This window comes from Tolumonas lignilytica (assembly GCF_000527035.1).
In the GTDB taxonomy this organism is placed as follows: Bacteria; Pseudomonadota; Gammaproteobacteria; order Enterobacterales; family Aeromonadaceae; genus Tolumonas; species Tolumonas lignilytica.
On the sequence record NZ_AZUK01000001.1, the window covers coordinates 2,350,425 to 2,371,074 of the forward strand.

General features: G+C 46.9%; 17 protein-coding genes. 16 read left to right on the plus strand and 1 reads right to left on the minus strand.

Annotated features, from left to right (window positions below):
* Position 1 precedes the first annotated feature (1 nt).
* Entirely contained in the window at positions 2 to 481 is a 480-nt protein-coding gene (gene greB / locus H027_RS0110975) for a transcription elongation factor GreB (protein WP_024872505.1), read from the minus strand.
* 336 nt (positions 482 to 817) lie between these two features.
* Here greB and mraZ point away from each other — a divergent pair, with 336 nt between their 5' ends.
* The 16 genes from mraZ (at position 818) to secA (ending at position 20,597) form a co-directional block, all read left to right on the plus strand.
* Entirely contained in the window at positions 818 to 1,276 is a 459-nt protein-coding gene (gene mraZ, locus H027_RS0110980; protein ID WP_024872506.1) for a division/cell wall cluster transcriptional repressor MraZ, read from the plus strand.
* 18 nt (positions 1,277 to 1,294) lie between these two features.
* The gene (gene rsmH / locus H027_RS0110985) at positions 1,295 to 2,221 is read left to right on the plus strand and encodes a 16S rRNA (cytosine(1402)-N(4))-methyltransferase RsmH (protein WP_024872507.1); all 927 of its coding nucleotides are present in this window, start codon (positions 1,295 to 1,297) and stop codon (positions 2,219 to 2,221) included.
* Between the two features lie 2 nt (positions 2,222 to 2,223).
* A complete protein-coding gene (gene ftsL / locus H027_RS0110990) occupies positions 2,224 to 2,535 on the plus strand; it encodes a cell division protein FtsL (protein ID WP_024872508.1) in 312 nt (103 codons plus the stop codon).
* Positions 2,532 to 4,292: a penicillin-binding transpeptidase domain-containing protein gene (locus H027_RS0110995; RefSeq protein ID WP_024872509.1), complete on the plus strand. Its 1,761-nt coding sequence runs from the start codon at positions 2,532 to 2,534 to the stop codon at positions 4,290 to 4,292. The genes ftsL and H027_RS0110995 overlap by 4 nt, the downstream gene beginning before the upstream one ends.
* Complete coding sequence (murE, locus tag H027_RS0111000) at positions 4,276 to 5,745, plus strand: UDP-N-acetylmuramoyl-L-alanyl-D-glutamate--2,6-diaminopimelate ligase (RefSeq protein ID WP_024872510.1); 1,470 nt, start codon at positions 4,276 to 4,278, stop codon at positions 5,743 to 5,745. The genes H027_RS0110995 and murE overlap by 17 nt, the downstream gene beginning before the upstream one ends.
* Positions 5,742 to 7,115, plus strand: coding sequence for a UDP-N-acetylmuramoyl-tripeptide--D-alanyl-D-alanine ligase (gene murF / locus H027_RS0111005; protein WP_024872511.1), 1,374 nt, complete (start codon positions 5,742 to 5,744; stop codon positions 7,113 to 7,115). The genes murE and murF overlap by 4 nt, the downstream gene beginning before the upstream one ends.
* Positions 7,109 to 8,191, plus strand: coding sequence for a phospho-N-acetylmuramoyl-pentapeptide-transferase (gene mraY, locus H027_RS0111010; protein WP_024872512.1), 1,083 nt, complete (start codon positions 7,109 to 7,111; stop codon positions 8,189 to 8,191). Before murF ends, mraY begins: the two co-directional genes overlap by 7 nt.
* Positions 8,192 to 8,198: 7 nt before the next feature.
* Entirely contained in the window at positions 8,199 to 9,491 is a 1,293-nt protein-coding gene (murD, locus tag H027_RS0111015) for a UDP-N-acetylmuramoyl-L-alanine--D-glutamate ligase (protein WP_024872513.1), read from the plus strand.
* Positions 9,488 to 10,666 (plus strand): cell division protein FtsW, encoded by a 1,179-nt coding sequence (gene ftsW / locus H027_RS0111020; protein WP_024872514.1) that lies wholly within the window; start codon positions 9,488 to 9,490, stop codon positions 10,664 to 10,666. The genes murD and ftsW overlap by 4 nt, the downstream gene beginning before the upstream one ends.
* A complete protein-coding gene (gene murG, locus H027_RS0111025) occupies positions 10,663 to 11,730 on the plus strand; it encodes an undecaprenyldiphospho-muramoylpentapeptide beta-N-acetylglucosaminyltransferase (protein ID WP_024872515.1) in 1,068 nt (355 codons plus the stop codon). Before ftsW ends, murG begins: the two co-directional genes overlap by 4 nt.
* Positions 11,731 to 11,749: 19 nt before the next feature.
* A complete protein-coding gene (murC, locus tag H027_RS0111030; protein ID WP_024872516.1) occupies positions 11,750 to 13,198 on the plus strand; it encodes a UDP-N-acetylmuramate--L-alanine ligase in 1,449 nt (482 codons plus the stop codon).
* A gap of 119 nt (positions 13,199 to 13,317) precedes the next feature.
* On the plus strand, positions 13,318 to 14,154 hold the full coding sequence (locus tag H027_RS0111035; protein WP_024872517.1) for a cell division protein FtsQ/DivIB: 837 nt from the start codon (positions 13,318 to 13,320) through the stop codon (positions 14,152 to 14,154).
* Positions 14,114 to 15,370, plus strand: a complete 1,257-nt coding sequence (gene ftsA, locus H027_RS0111040) for a cell division protein FtsA (protein WP_024872518.1) — start codon at positions 14,114 to 14,116, stop codon at positions 15,368 to 15,370. Before H027_RS0111035 ends, ftsA begins: the two co-directional genes overlap by 41 nt.
* Before the next feature lie 36 nt (positions 15,371 to 15,406).
* A complete protein-coding gene (gene ftsZ / locus H027_RS0111045; protein WP_024872519.1) occupies positions 15,407 to 16,570 on the plus strand; it encodes a cell division protein FtsZ in 1,164 nt (387 codons plus the stop codon).
* Positions 16,571 to 16,696: 126 nt separating this feature from the next.
* Positions 16,697 to 17,620, plus strand: a complete 924-nt coding sequence (lpxC, locus tag H027_RS0111050) for a UDP-3-O-acyl-N-acetylglucosamine deacetylase (RefSeq protein WP_024872520.1) — start codon at positions 16,697 to 16,699, stop codon at positions 17,618 to 17,620.
* 253 nt (positions 17,621 to 17,873) lie between these two features.
* Positions 17,874 to 20,597, plus strand: a complete 2,724-nt coding sequence (gene secA / locus H027_RS0111055) for a preprotein translocase subunit SecA (protein WP_024872521.1) — start codon at positions 17,874 to 17,876, stop codon at positions 20,595 to 20,597.
* Positions 20,598 to 20,650 lie beyond the last annotated feature (53 nt).

Consider the following 20,650-nt stretch of genomic DNA (forward strand, 5'->3'; position numbering starts at 1 on the left):
TTCAGACGAACGGCTGGTATTGTATTTTATTGATGTACCACTCTTTCTCACCGGAAGGCGTATTAACCCGCACTTCGTCATCAACCTGTTTACCAATGAGTGCGCGGGCCATCGGGGAATCAATCGTGATATAATTATTTTTGGTATCTATTTCATCTGTACCGACAATCCGGTAATGAACGATATCACCCTGGTCGTTTTCAAGTTCCACCCAGGCCCCAAAATAGACCTTTCCTTCTTGTTGCGGGGAGTATTCAACAATTTTGAGGGCATCCAATCGTTTGGTCAGAAAGCGCAACCGACGATCAATGGCGCGAAGCTCACGTTTCCCTTCCTTGTATTCGGCATTTTCGCTGCGATCGCCTAATGCGGCGGCTTCTGACACCGCTTGTGTGACTTGGGGGCGCTTCACTTTCCAGAGATACTTGAGTTCATCTTCGAGCTTTTGCCATCCGGCTCGGGTAATGAGATTAGTTTTCATTGCCGTCACTCTGATAGAGATTATTCATGTGTGCGCAGCATAAGGGGTTTGTCAGAAATCGCCAAATATCCTGCAAAAACGAGTAATAAAAGTGACTCACTTCGCAAACTGATCATTTTTCATAAAAAGGCATTTTGTTGAAAAATCAGCCGCTTTACTGAGGAATGAAAAAAAACGTTAGCAGTTCTTGCTGATACCCTGCGGCAGACGCTTGCAAAGGGTCATAGGCCTCCTTACACTTCTTAGGTGGAAAAAAGTGGGATATTGTGGAGTTCTGTAGAATGAACCTGCAATATTCTTCGGCTGGCAGGATATAACCATACAGCAAGGTGCGGCATGCTACGTGGGGCACACGCAATCACCCTGGATACGAAAGGGCGGTTAGCAGTTCCGACTAAGTACAGAGACTGGCTTCGCGAAGAGTGCGAGGGCCAGCTTGTCTGCACCATTGATATTGCAAATCCCTGCCTGCTCTTATACCCACTGAATGAATGGGAAGAAGTAGAGAAAAAGCTGAAATCCCTTTCCAGCATGAATCCAATTGAACGTCGTTTGCAGCGGTTGTTGTTGGGCTACGCCTGCGAGTGTGAATTGGATGGCAATGGCCGGCTGCTATTGTCTGCGCCGTTGCGTCAGCATGCCGGGCTGGATAAACAGATCATGTTGGTTGGTCAATTAAATAAATTTGAAATCTGGAGTGAGGCTCGCTGGCTGCAGCAAGTGGATGAGGACATTCAGGCATTGCCGGATATGAACTGGGCTACTTCAGACAAGCTGCGTGATTTTTCACTTTAGCACTGGGGATAAATATTAATGGAACATATCACTGTGCTGTTGCAGGAAGCGGTGGACGGGCTGGCTATTCGCCCTGACGGCGTTTACGTGGACGGCACATTCGGCCGCGGTGGTCATTCCCGGCTGATTTTGCAGCAGTTGGGCCCTGCTGGTCGTCTGTACGCTATCGATCGTGATCCTCAGGCGGTCGCTGTTGCCAAGACATGGCAAGATCCCCGATTTGAAATTATTTCCGGCCCCTTTTCTTCATTGCACGACTATATGGCAGAGCGAGGCCTGTTAGGCAAAGTTGACGGTTTGCTGCTGGATCTCGGCGTTTCATCACCACAACTGGATGAAGCCGAACGTGGTTTTAGCTTTATGAATGATGGTCCGCTGGATATGCGCATGGACCCATTGCATGGAGAGAGTGCGGCAGATTGGTTGGCTTATGCGGAAGCAGATGATATTGCATGGGTGCTGCGGACCTATGGCGAAGAACGTTTTGCCAACCGCATTGCGCGGGCTATTGTTGCGGACAGAGCGACAACACCTTATACCCGAACCAAACAATTGGCCGACATGATTGCCCGTGTCGTCCCGATCAAAGAAAAGCATAAGCACCCGGCCACACGTAGCTTTCAGGCATTACGTATTCATGTAAATCAGGAATTGAAAGAGATTGAACAGACATTGCAGGCATCTTTGTCTGTTCTGGCTCCGGGGGGACGTTTGGCTGTGATCAGCTTCCATTCACTGGAAGATCGTCTGGTTAAGCAGTTTATTCGTCAGCAGGAAAAAGGTGTGCAACCACCGAAAGGATTGCCAATCACGGAAGATCAGATCCGGAAAACACAAACACTGCGTTCGGTTGGTAAAGCCATCAAACCCGGGGACAGTGAAGTCTCTGAAAATGTGCGCTCACGTAGTTCCGTGTTACGTGTTGCTGAGCGTTTGGGAGGTTGAGGATGGAACGTCGGCTGAATCTTGCCTTCTTGATTTTAATGGATCTGAAACGGCATCTGTTTCAGGTCATTTTAGGTTTGGCGATTTTGGGCTCTGCCATGACCACCATTGTGGTAACTGACGACACTCGCACAGTAACTGCCGAACTAAACAAACTACAAAGTGTTAGCGATGACTTGGAAGTCGAATGGCGGCATCTGGTCTTGGAACAAAATGCGTTAGCTGAACATTCACGCGTTTCTGATATCGCCAAGGTAAAACTGGAGATGAAACGGCCTAAACCTCTCGAAGAAAAGATGATTAGCCTACCATGAAAGCAAATACTAAAAGAAATAATAAAAAGTACGATACTGGTGTCGCTCCGTGGCGCTTCGTCCTGCTGCTTGGCTTCATCTTGATTGGCTTTTGCGGATTGGTGGCGCGTACTGCCTGGATACAAGTTATTCAGCCTGACCGTCTGCGTCAGGAAGGTGATATGCGTTCGTTACGTACAACTGCAGATCCATCCAATCGCGGTATGGTGACTGATCGCAATGGGGAAGAACTGGCCGTTTCGGTTCCAGTGGAGGCGGTCTGGGCTGACCCGAAAGAAATTCATGATGCCGATGGCTTAAAAAATACCGCAGCGTGGATGGCGTTAGCCGATGTGCTGGGTCTTGATATGCGCAAATTGACCGCCAGTGTGGCTGATCCTAAACGGCGGTTTGTCTATTTGCAGCGTCAAATTACCCCTTCTGTTGCAGACTATATCTCTAAATTAAAATTGCCGGGTTTGCATCTGCGTCAGGAAACCCGTCGTTATTATCCAAGCGGTGAAATCAGTGCCCATCTGGTCGGTAATACCAACATTGATGGTGCAGGGATCGAGGGCATCGAGCGTTCATTTAATGATTGGCTGAGTTCGACTCCTTCTGAGTATAAAATTCGGAAAGATCGGCAGGGACATGTCATCGAGAACATTGGTGTCGTTAAAGAAGGCAAGAAAGCGAACGACTTGGTGCTGAGTATTGATGAGCGTCTGCAGGCCATTGCCTACCGTTCGTTGAAATACGCAACCGAAGTGAACAAAGCGACTTCGGGCTCGTTAGTCTTGCTGGATGTGGCAACCGGCGAAGTATTAGCAATGGTGAATACACCGTCATATAACCCGAATAACCGCGAACAGTATGAAAGCTTCCGTGCCCGTAACCGTGCGGTAACAGATACATATGAACCAGGCTCTACGGTAAAACCGATTGTGGCGATGAGTGCGCTGGAGCATGGTGTTATCAACTGGAAGGAAATTTTGGACACCCGGCCTTTTGCGGTCGGCGGACATATTGTGACTGACAGCCATCATATGGCCTCTGGCGGGTTATACGATATTCTGCGGTATTCCTCCAATATCGGGATGGCGCATATTGCCATGCGCATGCAACCACAATGGATCACTGGCAAAATGGAAGAGTTCGGCTTAGGTCAGGAATCTGGAACTGGGCTGATGGGGGAAAGTTCAGGCATGATCCCGATGCGCAGTCGCTGGTCAAATATAGAGCTGGCGACATTAGGTTTCGGATATGGTCTGCGTGTCACGCCATTACAACTAGCGGGCGCATATGCGGCGCTAGCCAACAAAGGGATTCGTAAACCGGTTTCTATTCTGAAAGTAGCCCATGCACCGCAGGGACAACGTATTGTCTCGCCTGAAATTGCTGAGCAAGTCATTCATGCACTGGAAGGGGTGGTGGAAGAAGGCGGTACTGGCGGTAAAGCGGCTGTACCAGGTTACCGGGTTGCGGGTAAAACAGGGACGGCAAAGGTAGCTACCGCAGGCGGATATGGTAAAGACTACGTGGGTACTTTTGCTGGGTTTGCTCCGGTTAGTAATCCACGATTTGCTATGGTCGTCATCATTAATGAACCTCATGGTGCGTCCTATTATGGTGGTTCTGTCGCAGGTCCTACTTTTGCTGAAGTTATGAGCAGTGCTTTGCAGTTATATAATGTGCCGCCTGATGCGTTACCTGATTTAAAAGATGAATCCAACACAGCGCAACGCAGTGAGGGAAAGAAAAATGCCACTCGCTCTTGATCAGTTGTTATCCGCACTGAACATACAGGCGCCAGCCATTGAGTTGACTGATATTCAACTGGATACCAGATTATTGCAGCCTGGCTCCTTATTTTTGGCGTTGAAAGGGCATGCAATAGATGGCCGTCAGTTTATGCAACAAGCTGAACAACGTGGGGCAGCGGCTATTTTATTTGATAATTTCGATGCATTTACGCCACCACAACTGAATATTCCATGCATTCCTGTTCCGGCGCTTGCTGAAAAAATCAGTGAACTCGCTGGCCGGTTTTACAATCATCCGGCAGAAAAATTGGCCTTGGTGGGCGTAACGGGCACCAATGGTAAAAGTACCAGCACACAATTGATTGCCAACTGGGCTGAACTATTGGGCGAGCGCGCAGGGATTTTAGGTACGTTAGGGAATGGTTTGTTTGGTCAGTTACAGGCGACAGAGAATACAACCGGTAGTGCCATCTCGATTCAACAAGAATTGGCTCGTTTTGTCGCCGAAAAAGTGTCTATCGCAGCCATGGAAGTTTCCTCTCATGGTCTGGTGCAGCATCGAGTGTCTGCTTTACAATTTGCAGTTGCCGTTTTCACCAATCTGAGCCGTGATCACTTAGACTATCACCATACAATGCAGGCTTATGCCGACGCCAAGCGACTGATTTTCAAACAGGCAGCACCAGAGCATTGTATTTTGAATGCGGATGATGCAACGGCGCGAAACTGGATAGAACACATGCCGCAATCCGTCGTGTATGCCATTGATCAGCGTTTGCCGGATCATTCAGGTCCATTCGTTTATGCGTCAGACGTAAAATATCATCCGCACGGTATAACTATCAGCATTCACTCTTCATGGGGAGATGGTGTATTATCTGCGCCCCTGCTCGGGAAGTTTAATGCATCGAATTTATTGGCAGCGTTGGCGGTGATGTTGGTTTTGCAGTACGACTTTGAGACGCTTTGTCAGACGGCCTCCCGCCTGCAACCAGTAACGGGTCGCATGGAGTGTTTTGGTGCTCAGCATCAACCATTAGTCGTGGTTGATTACGCTCATACCCCTGATGGTCTGGAAAAGGCATTACAAGCAGCCAGACAGCATTGCCATGGACGCTTATTTTGTTTATTTGGCTGTGGTGGTGATCGCGACAAAGGTAAGCGGCCTCAAATGGCAGCTATTGCAGAGCAATGGGCTGATACAGTCATCCTGACCGATGATAATCCTCGCACAGAAGATCCTGCGGCCATTATCGCGGATATGCGTGTTGGTTTGCAAAAACCAGAATCCGTTTATGTCGAACATTCCCGCACTAAAGCAATTCAATTGGCACTATCTCAGGCTGAGGCTGGCGATATTATTTTGGTCGCGGGTAAAGGCCATGAGGATTATCAGATCATCGGTAAAGAAAAACATCATTACAGTGATCGGGAAACCGTGATGCAGTTACTAGGAGCAAGATCGTGATACCAATTTCATTGGCACAAATCGCTGAAGTAACTGATGGACAGTTACTGAATTGTCAGGATGCTAACCAGATCATTCAGTTAGTTAGCACGGATACACGCACGGTGACTGCGGGTGCTTTGTTTCTGGCGTTGCAAGGCGAGCGGTTTGATGCTCATCAGTTTGTTGAGCAGGCTGTTGCTCAGGGTGCGGTTGCTTTAGTTGTCTCCCGGTTGATCCCCGCTCTTGATGTTCCGCAAATATTGGTTGCCGACACCCGCATTGCGCTTGGGCAGATTGGTGCCTGGGTGCGTGAACAGCTTGATCTACAGATTGTGGCCATTACCGGTAGCTGCGGTAAGACGACGTTAAAAGAGATGTGCGCAGCTATTTTGCAACAGGTCGCGCCTGTCTTGGCGACACAAGGCAATTTGAATAATGAAATTGGCGTCCCTCAAACCTTGCTGCGCTTAACGCCTAACGAACGTTATGCCGTAGTAGAGCTTGGCGCTAACCATCCTGGCGAAATAGCCTGGACGACTTCCCTGGTCAGACCCGATGTCGCTGTCATTAATAACGTGGCAGCAGCACATTTGGCGGGCTTTGGCTCATTACAAGGGGTGGCTGTTGCTAAAACAGAAATCTTTTCTGGCCTATCTGCGCAGGGTACTGCGGTTATCAATGCTGACAGCGAATTCTTTAATTGGTGGCGTGAAATCCTGACTGTAAAAACACTCAGTTTTGGTGTTGGAAATTCAAAAGCGGATTTTCATGCAGAAAATATTAAACAGAATGAACAAGGTGTTGCCAGTTTCACTATGGTAACGCCGCAAGGTCGGATCGACCTTCAACTGCCACTCCCTGGGCTACATAATGTCAGTAATGCGCTGGCTGCAGCGGCTGTGTCCACCGCTTTTGGCTTGTCGTTGACTCAGATTAAATCTGGTTTAGACAATATGCGCCCAGTTAAAGGGCGGTTTTGTGTTCAGAAGTTATCCGATGATTTGACACTGATTGACGATACCTACAATGCCAGCGTGCAGTCGGTTATGGCTGCCATTGATACATTGGCGGTGATGCCCGGTTATAGGGTGCTTGCCTTTGGCGATATGGGCGAGTTAGGGTCTGATGCGGCAGAGTTGCACCGCCAAATTGGTGAACACGCGCGTTTGAAACAGCTGGATGCCGTTTTAACTGTCGGTGAATTGTCGCGTCATACTGCAGAGGCTGCCGCGGGGCAACATTTTGTTGATAAACCAAGTTTGTATCAGGCGTTGCATCAACTAATGCAACACCAACGACCGATGACTATTCTCGCCAAGGGTGCACGTAGTGCTCGTATGGAAGAGGTAGTCGCTTTTGTAAAATCCTGTGAGGAACAAACATGTTAGTATGGTTGGCGGAGTTGTTATCGCCCCATTTTTCCCTTTTCCATGTGGTCTCTTATCTGACCTTCCGGGCGATTATGTCCATTTTAACTGGATTAGGCTTTGCACTCTGGATGGGGCCACGCCTGATCCGTCGTCTGCAACTGTTGCAGATTGGACAAGTTGTCCGTAACGATGGTCCTGAATCACATTTTAGTAAGGCAGGAACCCCAACAATGGGGGGGATCATGATCCTGCTGTCGATATTCTCGTCTGTCATTCTTTGGGCTCGCCTGAGTAATCCTTATGTCTGGGTTGTTCTCTTTGTCTTAGTGAGTTTTGGCACGATCGGTTTTATCGATGATTACAGAAAAGTCATTCGTAAAAATCCGGACGGTTTGATTGCCCGCTGGAAATATTTCTGGCAATCCGCCTCCGCATTGCTGGTGGCTTTTTTCCTGTATGCAACCGCGACGACAGATTCACAAACAACCCTGGTGGTGCCTTTTTTCAAAGAAGTGATGCCACAGCTTGGGATCATGTTTATTTTAATGACTTATTTTGTCATCGTCGGTGCATCTAATGCGGTCAATTTGACCGATGGTCTGGATGGATTGGCGATCATGCCTACCGTCATGGTCGCGGCTGGTTTTGCATTAATTGCCTGGGCAACCGGGAACTACAATTTTGCCACTTATCTGCATATTCCCTATGTGGCTAATGCCTCTGAGCTCATGGTGATCTGTACCGCCATTATTGGCGCTGGTTTAGGTTTTCTATGGTTTAACACGTATCCGGCTCAAGTGTTCATGGGGGATGTTGGTTCTCTGGCACTGGGTGCCATTCTGGGTGTGATTTCCGTTCTGGTGCGACAAGAATTTCTGTTGTTCATCATGGGTGGTGTGTTTGTCATGGAGACAATGTCGGTCATTCTGCAGGTTGGCTCGTATAAATTACGCGGGCAGCGAATTTTCCGCATGGCACCTATTCATCATCACTATGAATTAAAAGGCTGGCCTGAACCACGTGTGATTGTGCGTTTTTGGATCATTACATTGGTGCTGGTGTTACTGGGTCTGGTCACCCTGAAACTGAGGTAATTACGGAATGAAGCAGGTTGTCATTATCGGATTGGGCAAAACAGGGCTTTCGTGTGTCAATTATTTTCGCCAACGCGGTATTACCCCGCTGGTGATGGATACACGGAATAATCCGCCAGGAAAAGAGTCGCTGCCCACTGATTGTCGCCTGCTTACCGGGCCGTTAGATACAGAAGTTTTATTATCAGCATCACTGATTGTGGCTAGCCCAGGTATTGCGCTGTCAACACCAGCATTACAGGCTGCCCAAGCGGCTGGAATTGAAATCGTCGGCGATATTGAGTTGTTTGCTCGTGAAGCGAAAGCGCCGATTGTTGCCATCACGGGTTCTAACGGTAAAAGTACGGTCACATCATTAGTTGGTCTGATGGCAAAAGAGGCCGGTTATAACGTGGGGGTTGGTGGCAATATTGGGACTCCGGCGCTCGATTTATTACTGGAGCCTGCTGATTTATATGTCTTGGAACTATCCAGCTTTCAATTGGAAACAACCTCATCATTGCAACCTGCAGCCGCAGTGATTCTTAATCTGAGCGAAGATCATTTGGATCGTTACGATGGTATGGCAGGTTATCTGGCAGCCAAACAACGTATCTTTAATCATGCCAAACACATTGTTGTGAATCGTGATGATACGGCGACATTACCGCCTCTGATGTCTTACTGGCAAAGTTTTGGTCTCAACAGTACTGCTTATGGTCGAATTCAATGTGATGATGAGTGGTGGTTAAGCATTCATTCCAAACCTGTACTTCCGGTATCTGCACTGCATATTGTTGGTGTACATAACCAGATGAATGCGCTGGCCGCTATGGCATTAGCGGATGCGGTAGGTATTCCGCAGTCAGCACAACTGGCTGTATTGCGATCATTTACCGGATTGGCCCATCGTTGTCAGTTTGTACGTGACGTCAATGGCGTTCGTTGGATCGATGATTCAAAGGCAACGAATGTGGGTTCTACATTAGCGGCAGTCGCTGGAGTTGGCGAAAGTGTACAAGGTCGTCTGTGGCTATTGGCAGGAGGACAAGGGAAAGGGCAGGATTTTTCCCCGTTACAACCTTTATTGGCCAGCCAAATTTATCGCATGGTCTGTTTTGGCCAGGATGCAGATATCCTGATGTCTCTCGCGGAGAATACCCAACGTGCTGCTAATTTAGAGGATGCAGTTCATGCTGTGGCGGCAGAAGCACAAGAGGGTGACTGGGTATTGCTGGCTCCTGCATGTGCCAGTCTGGATCAGTTTCGGAGTTTTGAGCATCGTGGTCAATACTTTGCTAACTTGGTGAATGCGTTATGACGGGGGTCTTCAACACAGTTATCAAAGCTGTATGGCGTTGGTTTGTGCCTGAACGTCCGTCTTTTTATGATCGCAGCCTCTTGGCATTGATGTTTTCACTGATGGCGATTGGTTTGATGATGGTTGCCTCGGCTTCAATTAAAGAAGGGCCCGGTGGTGACATGTTTTATTTTACCAAGCGTCATTTGATTTTCTTGGTTATCTGTATTGTGCTAGGCGTTGCTACTCTTTATGTGCCCATTGAACGTTGGAAGGAATGGAGCGGTCGTTTACTGATTGGAGCATTAAGTCTTTTATTTGCAGTATTGGCAGTCGGCCGTACAGTCAACGGTGCTAAACGCTGGATTGGGTTTGGTTTTTTTAACATTCAACCAGCTGAACTGGCCAAGCTGGCTCTCATTGCCTTTATTGCCAGTTATCTGGTTCGTCGCAGTGATGAAGTACGCGGAAATCTTATCGGATTTATCAAGCCGTTGGCGGTGGTTTTTCTGTTAGCCATCATGTTGTTGGCGCAACCTGATCTGGGATCGGTGATCGTATTATTCGTTTGTACTTTTGGTTTGTTGTTTATTGGTGGTGCCAAGGTTGTCCAGTTCATCGCTATCATTGCAGCCGGGATTGTTGCATTAGTCGGGCTGGTGGTCTTTGAACCCTACCGTATGCGACGCGTGACATCATTTCTTGACCCTTGGGCTGATCCATTCGGCAGTGGTTATCAGCTCACGCAATCTTTGATGGCATTTGGTCGCGGCGGTTTTTGGGGGCAGGGGCTTGGTAATTCAGTTCAGAAACTGTCCTATTTGCCAGAAGCGCATACAGACTTTGTGTTTGCCATCCTGGGTGAAGAATTGGGTTATTTTGGTGTGTTGGTGGTGTTGCTTCTTCAATTATTACTGGCAATGAAGGCACTGCAGATTGGGCGAATGGCATTGTTACGTAATAAGTTTTTTGAGGGTTATTTTGCCTGTGGCATTGGTATCTGGTTCAGTTTTCAGACAGTTGTTAACGTGGGTGCAGCCGCAGGTATGCTGCCGACAAAAGGGCTAACATTACCTTTAGTCAGTTATGGTGGTTCCAGTTTGATTGCAATCACGATGGCTGTGGCCATTTTATTGCGTATTGATTTTGAACGTCGACTCGATACCAGTCATGTCATTCAGCGGGAGGCCGCATGAGTCGCAGCATTGTGATCATGGCGGGGGGCACTGGAGGCCATGTTTTTCCCGGTTTGGCAGTCGCACATCGCCTGCAAAATGAGGGGTGGAATATTCATTGGTTGGGAACACCGGATCGCATGGAAGCAACGTTAGTTCCAGCAAATGGTTTCCCGATAGAATTCATCAATATCCGGGGATTACGTAATCACGGTATTGTTCGTAAATTATTGGCTCCTTTTCAAATTGCTAAAGCAGTGTTGCAAGCACTCCTGATCTTACGTCGTCTCCGGCCAGATATCGTATTGGGTATGGGTGGATATGCAGCTGGCCCAGGTGGTGTAGCAGCAAAATTGTTAGGTATTCCTCTTGTCTTGCATGAACAGAATGCGGCAGCCGGTTTGACAAACCGTCTCTTGGCCAAAATTGCAACACGTATTCTGATGGGGTTCGCTGGCGCATTCCCAACCACCAAACGTTCACGTGTCGTGGGTAATCCCGTGCGCGATGAGTTTCTGTCGTTGGCTCAAAAGCCACTAAAACATTACGACAGCAGTAACCCGTTAAAAATACTGATCGTGGGGGGGAGTTTGGGCGCTCGACCGCTCAATCAAATCGTTCCCCATGCACTGGCTAAATTAAACAATATTGATATCCGGCATCAATCAGGTAAAGGTAATGCCGAACTTGTTGGTGATTTATATCAATCGCTGGGTATCTCAACTGTTGCCGTGACTGAATTTATTTCAGATATGGCTGCTGCGTATGACTGGGCCGATTTATTGATTTGTCGTGCGGGCGCTTTAACGGTGGCCGAAGTGGCGGCTGTTGGGGTTCCCGCGATTTTTGTGCCGCTTCCACATGCAGTCGATGATCATCAAACCAAAAATGCAGAAAGCTTAACGACACGAGGCGCTGCGGTACTGATGCCGCAAAAAGAAATGTCAGTCGATACATTGTCAGAATTGATCGCCCGTTGGCAGACTGATCCTAAACAGCTACAAAAGATGGCTCAGCTTTCCCGATCTGCAGCAATTCTTGATGCGACTGATCGTGTTGTAAGTGAATGCAAGGCACTAATTTAATTAAGAGAACCGAACGTAAATGACAAAGGTTGAGTTAGCCAAATTAAGAACCATGATCCCGGAAATGCGTCGTGTACGCCGAATTCATTTTATTGGTATCGGTGGCGCGGGAATGGGCGGCATTGCGGAAGTTCTGGCTAATGAAGGCTATCAAATCAGTGGTTCAGATATTGCCAGTAACCGGGTGACTGAGCATCTGGAATCACTGGGTGCTGATATTCAGATTGGGCATAAATCGGAAAATGTACATGGTGCGAGCGTAGTGGTTGTATCTACCGCGATCCATGGGGACAATCCTGAAATTATTGCTGCGCGCGAAATGCGGATCCCTGTGGTGCGTCGTGCTGAAATGCTGGCTGAATTGATGCGCTACCGTCACGGTATTGCCATCGCCGGTACTCATGGCAAAACAACGACAACCAGCCTTATCGCCAGTATTTATGCGCAAGCCGGTGCTGACCCTACCTTCGTCATTGGTGGTTTGCTGAATAGTGCAGGCACTAACGCCCGTCTAGGAACCAGTCGTTACCTGATTGCAGAAGCAGATGAAAGTGATGCTTCTTTCCTGCATTTACAACCGATGGTGGCCATTGTGACCAACATCGAAGCCGACCACATGGATACGTATGGTGGCGACTTCGCTAAATTACGTGCCACATTCCTTGAGTTTCTGCATAACTTACCCTTTTACGGGCTGGCAGTGGTTTGTATCGATGACCCGGTCATTCGTGGTTTACTGGCCGAGATCGGACGCTCCACTATTACCTACGGATATAGTGATGATGCTGATGTCCAAGTGCAGGAATTTGTTCAGGAGGGGAGCCAGAGCCGTTTTCAACTCCGGTTACAAGATGGATCAATATTACCATTGAGTCTTAATTTGCCTGGACGCCACAATGCATTGAATGCTGCAGCGGCTGTTGCGGTAGCACTGGAAGACTGTATTTCAACAGCGGCAATTACTGATGCGTTAGCGCAGTTTGCTGGTGTGGGGCGTCGTTTCCAACAATACGGTGAATTTGAGACCGGAGCTGGTAAAGCGTTGCTGTTAGATGATTACGGTCATCATCCGACAGAGGTACGAGCCACGCTTGCCTCTGCTCGTGCTGCTTGGCCAGATCGTCGTTTAGTAATGATTTTTCAACCTCACCGCTATACCCGTACACGTGATCTTTATGACGATTTTGCTGAAGTACTGGCAAAAGTAGATGTCCTGATCATGCTGGATGTCTATTCGGCAGGAGAGGAGGCCATTCCTGGTGCTGATGGTCGTAGTTTATGTCGTTCTATCCGTCAGCGTGGTGTGGTTGACCCTATCTTTGTGGCGACGCCAGGCGAAGTTCCGGCGGTATTGGCTGAGGTATTAAAAGATGGCGATGTTGTTCTGACACAGGGTGCTGGTAACATTGGTCAGCTTTCCCGTAAGCTAGCTGAGTTGAAACTGAACATTAATATGATGAAACAGTAAATTAATCAAATTTACTGATAAAAATGGGGTTGAATAAGTCCCAAACAGTTTTGACCGATCTTGGCGTACCGCTATAATGCGGCGTCAACCTGAATGTGAATATTGGCTAAGGTGAAGATGTGCGACAGGCGCGATTAACCTCCGATGGGCAGGATTCAGCGCCAGTTGGAGGTCGCAGGCAAAATACGGAAACAACAACACGTACCCGGGGTGAGTTTTTATTTGGGATCGTGTTTTTTGTTTCGGTGGTGATTGGTTTGTGGTCAACCGCGACAGATATACGTCGTTGGTTATTTGATGAAGATAAAATTCCGGTAAGCGGTTTAGTGGTACAGGGCGATCTTGAGTATGTCAATACTGAGGAAATTCGCAAAGTCTTGGCAACTAACCCACAGACCAACAACTTTTTTAAGTTGGATGTGAATCAACTACAAAAAGAAGTTGAATCATTACCGTGGGTTTATCAGTCATCGATACGCAAACGTTGGCCTGCACTGTTATATGTGTACATTGTAGAACAAACTCCCTGTGCACTTTGGGGAGATGACAGATTGCTCAGTATTCGTGGTGCGATTTTTAAGGCGCCGCGAGATAGGCTGAAAAAGACGCTGGTTCAGCTTTATGGACCAGATGACATGGCCGGAAAAATTTGGGATCAATACCAGCAATTCGAAAGATTGCTGGCATTAAATGGATACCACGTGACGGCAGTGCGAATGACTAACCGTCATTCGTGGGAGATTAAGCTGGCATCAGGACTGAAATTGATCCTCGGTCGAAATGATATGCTGGTGAAATTACAACAATTTATTGATGTCTACCCAAAATTGGACAATAGAGAAGCGATCGATTACATCGATCTTCGCTATGACACTGGTGTAGCTGTCGGCTGGAAACAACAAGAAGGGAGTGGTGATGACCAAAACCCCAGACAGAAATCTGATAGTCGGACTTGATATAGGAACAACCAAAATTGCCGTTTTGGTTGGTGAAGTGCTGCCCGATGGAGAGGTCAATATTGTTGGTCTGGGAACCCATGCTGCAAAGGGAATGGATAAAGGTGGTGTTAACGACTTAGAGTCAGTCGTTAAATCATTACAACGCGCAGTAGAAGAAGCTGAAATGATGGCACAGTGCCATATTTCATCAGTATTCCTTGGTATTTCCGGAAAACATATTGAATGTCGGAATGAAAAAGGGATTGTGCCTATTTCCGACGAAGAAGTAACACAGGATGATGTAGATAATGTCATCCATACGGCGAAGTCTGTTCGGTTACCGGAAGAACATCGCGTCCTGCATGTCATCCCGCAAGAATATTCGATTGATTATCAGGAAGGGATCAAAAATCCAATAGGTCTCTCGGGTGTTCGAATGGGTGCAAAAGTGCACCTGATTACTTGCCATAATGATATGGCGCGGAATATTGAAAAGTGCGTAGAACGTGTTGGATTAAAAGTTGACCAAATCATTTTCTCTGCATTGGCGTCCAGCTATGCCGTATTAACGGATGACGAAAAGGAATTGGGTGTCTGCGTTGTCGATATCGGCGGCGGCACCATGGATATTGCCTTCTTTACTGGCGGTGCCTTACGTTACAGCAAAGTGATCCCTTATGCTGGACAAGCTGTCACCAGTGATATTGCTTATGCCTTTGGGACACCACCGGTTGATGCTGAAGCAATAAAGATGCGTTATGGCTGTGCATTAGGACGTCTGGTCAGCAAAGAAGACACCATTGAGGTGCCTAGTGTTGGTGGACGCCCGGCTCGCAGTTTACAACGACAAACTCTTGCTGAAGTGATTGAACCTCGGTATACCGAATTGCTGGGGATGGTTCATGATGAGATCATGCGTGTTCAGTCTGAACTGAGAGCGCAGGGTATTAAGCATCAGTTAGCCGCCGGTGTGGTATTAACTGGTGGTGCGGCAGAAATTGAAGGTATCGTTGAGTGTGCTGAACAGGTATTCCAGTGCCAGGTTCGTATCGGTCACCCAACCAATATTCGAGGCCTTACTGATTATGTGGAAGCTCCGGCTTATGCAACTGCAGTAGGGTTATTGCAATACGGTAAGTTGCATCAAGGACAAATTGTAGTAGATGTCCGTGAGAAGACCAGTGTTACAAGCTGGTTTAAACGGATCACTAATTGGCTAAAAGGCGAATTCTAGTTTTTGCGGAAGCGAAACAAAGGCGGAGAGATAATCATGTTTACATTTGAACCGGTTGGCAGTCAGGGTGATGATGCGCTGATTAAAGTTATCGGCATCGGTGGTGGTGGCGGTAATGCTGTTGAACACATGTTGCGCGAAAACATTGAAGGTGTTCATTTCGTTGCAGTAAATACGGATGCTCAAGCACTGCGTAACTCAGGCGCGGAAACCACTATCCAGATTGGTGCCAATATCACCAAAGGCCTGGGTGCTGGTGCCAATCCAGATGTAGGGCGTGAAGCTGCACTGGAAAACCGCGACGAAATTCGTCAAATGCTGAATGGCTCAGACATGGTATTCATTGCTGCCGGTATGGGCGGTGGTACCGGAACTGGTGCTGCGCCAATTGTTGCTGAAGTCGCTAAAGAATTAGGTATTCTGACGGTTGCTGTTGTTACTAAACCTTTTAATTTTGAAGGTAAAAAGCGCATGAGCTATGCGCTGCAAGGTATTGATGAACTGTCAAAACACGTTGACTCCTTAATTACCATTCCTAATGACAAGTTACTGAAGGTACTGGGTCGTGGGGTCAGTCTGTTAGATGCATTCAAAGCAGCAAATAATGTGTTGCTGGGTGCGGTTCAGGGTATTGCTGAGCTGATTACTCGCCCAGGTCTGATCAACGTCGACTTTGCTGACGTTCGTACCGTTATGCGTGAAATGGGTACTGCCATGATGGGCACTGGTTCTGCGCGCGGTGATGATCGTGCAGAAGAAGCAGCTGAAAAAGCAATTTCTAGCCCTCTGTTGGAAGATATTGATCTGGCTGGTGCGAAAGGTATTCTGGTTAACATTACGGCTGGGCTGGATGTGACCATGGAAGAATTTGAAACGGTTGGTAATGCAGTGAAAGCCTTTGCTTCAGAGAATGCTACCGTTGTTGTTGGTGCCGTGATTGATCCTGCATTGGAAGACGAACTGCGTGTTACGGTTGTTGCTACTGGTATTGGTAACGAACGTAAACCAGACATCACATTGGTTAAAAATGCACAGAAATCAGTTGAGCAGCGCCCAATGCGTTCAATGATGCACGAAACTCATGCGCCTCGCTTTGAAGATCGCATGGTGCAGCAGCAAACGGTAAACGCTGAACCGCAGCCACGTAGCGAGCCTGATTATCTGGATATTCCAGCATTTTTGCGCAAACAGGCTGATTAATATCGAGTAAGCTAATATTAAGGTGTAGCTGACCGGCTGCACAAAAATTAGCGTCACTATGGCAGCTGTGTTACAGTAGCCCCGATGAGCCATAGCTCAAAAAAGATCGGTGTTGAGGGATTTTTTATGATTAGACAACGTACGCTCAAGCAACTAGTTCATGCTACCGGAGTGGGTTTACATTCTGGTCGCAAAGTGTCGCTGACGTTTCGTCCTGCGCCGGTGAATACGGGTATTGTCTACGTCAGAACTGATCTGCAACCTGAGGTTGAACTGCGGGCAGACGCTCAATTTGTGCGTGATACAGTCCTGTGTACTGCTTTGGTCAATGAACAAGGCGTTCGCATTTCTACTGTTGAACATTTGTCTGCGGCTCTGGCCTCTTTGGGTATTGATAACCTGTATGTCGAAGTCGATGCACCAGAGGTGCCAGTAATGGATGGCAGTGCGCATCCATTTATCTATCTGTTGCAATCGGGTGGAATTGAAGAACAATCCTTACCTAAACAATTCATCCGTATTAAGAAGAAAATACGTGTTGAAGATGGTGATAAATGGGCCGAATTTGCGCCTTATCATCGTGGTTTCCGTATGGATTTAAAAATAGATTTCCGTCATCCGGTTTTCGACAAACAGAACCAGCATTTGGTATTTGATTTCTCTGGCAGCAAATTTGCTAAAGAAATCAGCCGAGCCAGAACATTTGGTTTCATGAAGGATATTGAATATCTGCACTCTCAAAATTTGGCATTAGGTGGCAGTCTGGACAATGCGGTTGTCTTAGATGATTACCGCGTGCTAAATGAAGAAGGGTTGCGTTATGAAGATGAGTTTGTGAAGCATAAATTACTGGATGCCATCGGTGATCTGTATATGTGTAATCACACTATTCTGGGCCAGTTTACAGCTTATAAAACCGGTCACGCCGTAAATAACAAATTATTACGTGCCTTGTTGGCTGATGCTGAAGCTTGGGAAATGGTGACATTTGAAGAAGAAACGGCTAAATCACCCGTTGCTTATTTCGGTAGCAAACTCGTTTTAGCATAAGCGCGACATCAATATATCTCTAAAGCAAAGCACCGGTTCTCCGCCCGGTGCTTTGTTCTTTTTGTCTGTAACAACAATAGCAGACTCATCAGTTTGGTTGTGGTAATCTGCCTATACCGCGTGTTGGGACATTCCAGACATTCTTCCTTGAATACCCGTTTTTTGTCCCCATATATTGCGTAATGACATTTTAGATTCAGAATCGCTGCCCACTTGGGCAGACAACAATCAATAGCCTGAGAGTTAGGTAATAATGATCACCAAACTATTTACCAAGATCATTGGTAGTCGAAATGACCGTACCGTCAAAGCATTAAAAAAAATAGTCAAACAAATCAACGAGCTTGAACCTAAATTTTCCTCTCTGGCTGATGTGGACCTGCAAGCCAAGACTGCAGAATTTCGTCAGCGCCTTGAAACTGGTGAAGAGCTGGATTCACTTCTCCCTGAAGCTTTTGCAACGGTACGTGAAGCATCAAAACGTGTTTTTGGTATGCGCCATTTTGATGTTCAGATGTTGGGCGGTATGGTACTGAATAATAATCAGATCGCGGAAATGAAAACCGGTGAAGGTAAAACCTTGACTGCAACACTGCCTGCTTATCTGAACGCGCTTACCGGGCGTGGTGTTCATATTGTTACGGTGAACGACTATCTGGCTCGTCGTGATGCGGAATGGAGTCGTCCATTGTTTGCATTTCTTGGCATGACAGTTGGTTGTAATTTGCCAGGTATGAGCCATGAAGAGAAGCAAGCTGCTTATGCTTGTGATATTACCTACGGAACGAATAACGAATTCGGTTTTGACTATCTGCGCGATAACATGGCATTTGCAGCAGAACAACGGGTACAGCGTCCACTTTATTATGCATTAGTCGATGAAGTTGACTCTGTGTTGATTGATGAAGCGCGTACGCCATTGATTATTTCCGGCGCCGCAGAAGACAGTTCAGAGTTATACATCAAAATTAACACTCTGATCCCGTTTTTAACAAAGCAGGATAAAGAAGATTCTGAAGAATATCAGGGTGATGGTCACTATACCGTTGATGAAAAAGCCCGTCAGGCCTACCTAACAGAAAATGGACAGATTTTCGCGGAAGAGTGGTTAAAGCAACAAGGTCTAATGGATCAAAACGATTCTCTGTTTTCTGTCGCTAATATTACGCTGTTGCATCACGTCAATGCGGCGTTACGTGCCAACACCTTATTTGAACGCAACGTGGATTATATCGTTAAAGACGATGAAGTTGTTATTGTTGATGAACATACCGGACGTACCATGGCGGGTCGTCGCTGGTCTGAGGGATTACATCAGGCTATCGAAGCCAAAGAAGGCGTCAAGATCCGCAATGAAAACCAAACACTGGCATCCATCACCTTCCAAAATTATTTCCGTTTGTATGAAAAACTGGCTGGTATGACCGGCACCGCCGATACCGAAGCTTATGAATTCCAACAAATTTATGGTTTGGAAACGGTAGTGTTACCAACCAATCGCCCAATGATTCGTGATGATATGGGGGATTTGGTCTATCTGACGGAGCAAGAAAAATACGCGGCGATTATTGACGACATCAAAAATCGAGTCGCAGAACAACGCCCTGTATTGGTGGGAACTATTTCTATTGAAAATTCGGAATTACTGTCTGATATTCTGACGAAAGAAGGTATTGAGCATAAGGTTTTGAATGCGAAGTTCCACGCGCAAGAAGCTCAGATCATTGCGCAAGCGGGTCGTCCAGGCTCAGTCACTATTGCTACTAACATGGCAGGTCGTGGTACAGATATTGTGTTGGGTGGTAGCTGGCAGGCAGAGATAGACGCGCTAGAAAGCCCGACAGAACAACAAATTCTTGAAATAAAGAATGCTTGGCAAGTTCGTCATGATGCGGTGATTGCGGCTGGTGGCTTACATATCATTGGTACTGAACGTCATGAGTCCCGCCGTATTGATAACCAATTACGTGGCCGTTCAGGTCGTCAGGGGGATCCTGGTTCATCTCGTTTCTACTTGTCGATGGAAGACAGCCTGATGCGTATTTTTGCCTCTGATCGTGTCAGTGGCATGATGAAAAAATTGGGTATGGAGCATGGTGAAGCGATTGAACATCCATGGGTTAGCAAGGCTATAGAAAATGCGCAACGGAAAGTAGAAGGTCGTAACTTCGATATCCGTAAAAACCTGCTGGAATTTGATGATGTAGCTAATGACCAACGCAAAGTCGTTTACGAACAACGTAATGAGTTGCTTGAACATTCAGATATTTCAGAAACCATTCACTTGATTCGCGCTGATGTGCTGAACCGGGTTATTGATCAATATATCGCTCCGCAATCTTTAGATGAAAGTTGGGATATTGCGGGACTGGAATTACGGTTACGCACCGATTTTGCGATCGAATTACCGATCGCGCAGTGGATCAAAGATGATGATAAGTTGTACGAAGAGAAAATTCGGGAACGGATCATCGCTGAAATTGAAGCTAATTATGCTCGTAAAGAAGAGTTAGCCGGTCCTGAAGTATTGCGACAGTTTGAAAAATCAGTAATGTTGCAAACACTGGATAATCTTTGGAAAGAACATCTGGCAGCAATGGATCATCTGCGTCAAGGTATTCATTTGCGTGGTTATGCTCAGAAAAATCCTAAGCAGGAATATAAACGCGAGGCATTTGAGCTCTTTACTCAGATGTTAGAATCACTGAAACAACAAGTTGTGAGCATCTTGTGTCGCGTTCAGGTTCAGGAGCCTGATGTCGATGCCATTGAAGAACAACGTCGTCAATCAGAAGCTGCACAAACACGTACATACAGTCATGAAGAAAGTAATGCTCTGGCTGAAGAGGATGATGAGCAGGCAATTGAGCAGAATGTTCTGCCTTTTGTTCGCGATGGCGCCAAGGTCGGTCGCAATGATCCATGCCCGTGTGGTTCAGGTAAAAAATATAAGCATTGTCATGGACAATTAGACTAAATATTTTTTATTGCAAGAAGTTATTGATTAAAGGCAGCTCCGGCTGCCTTTTT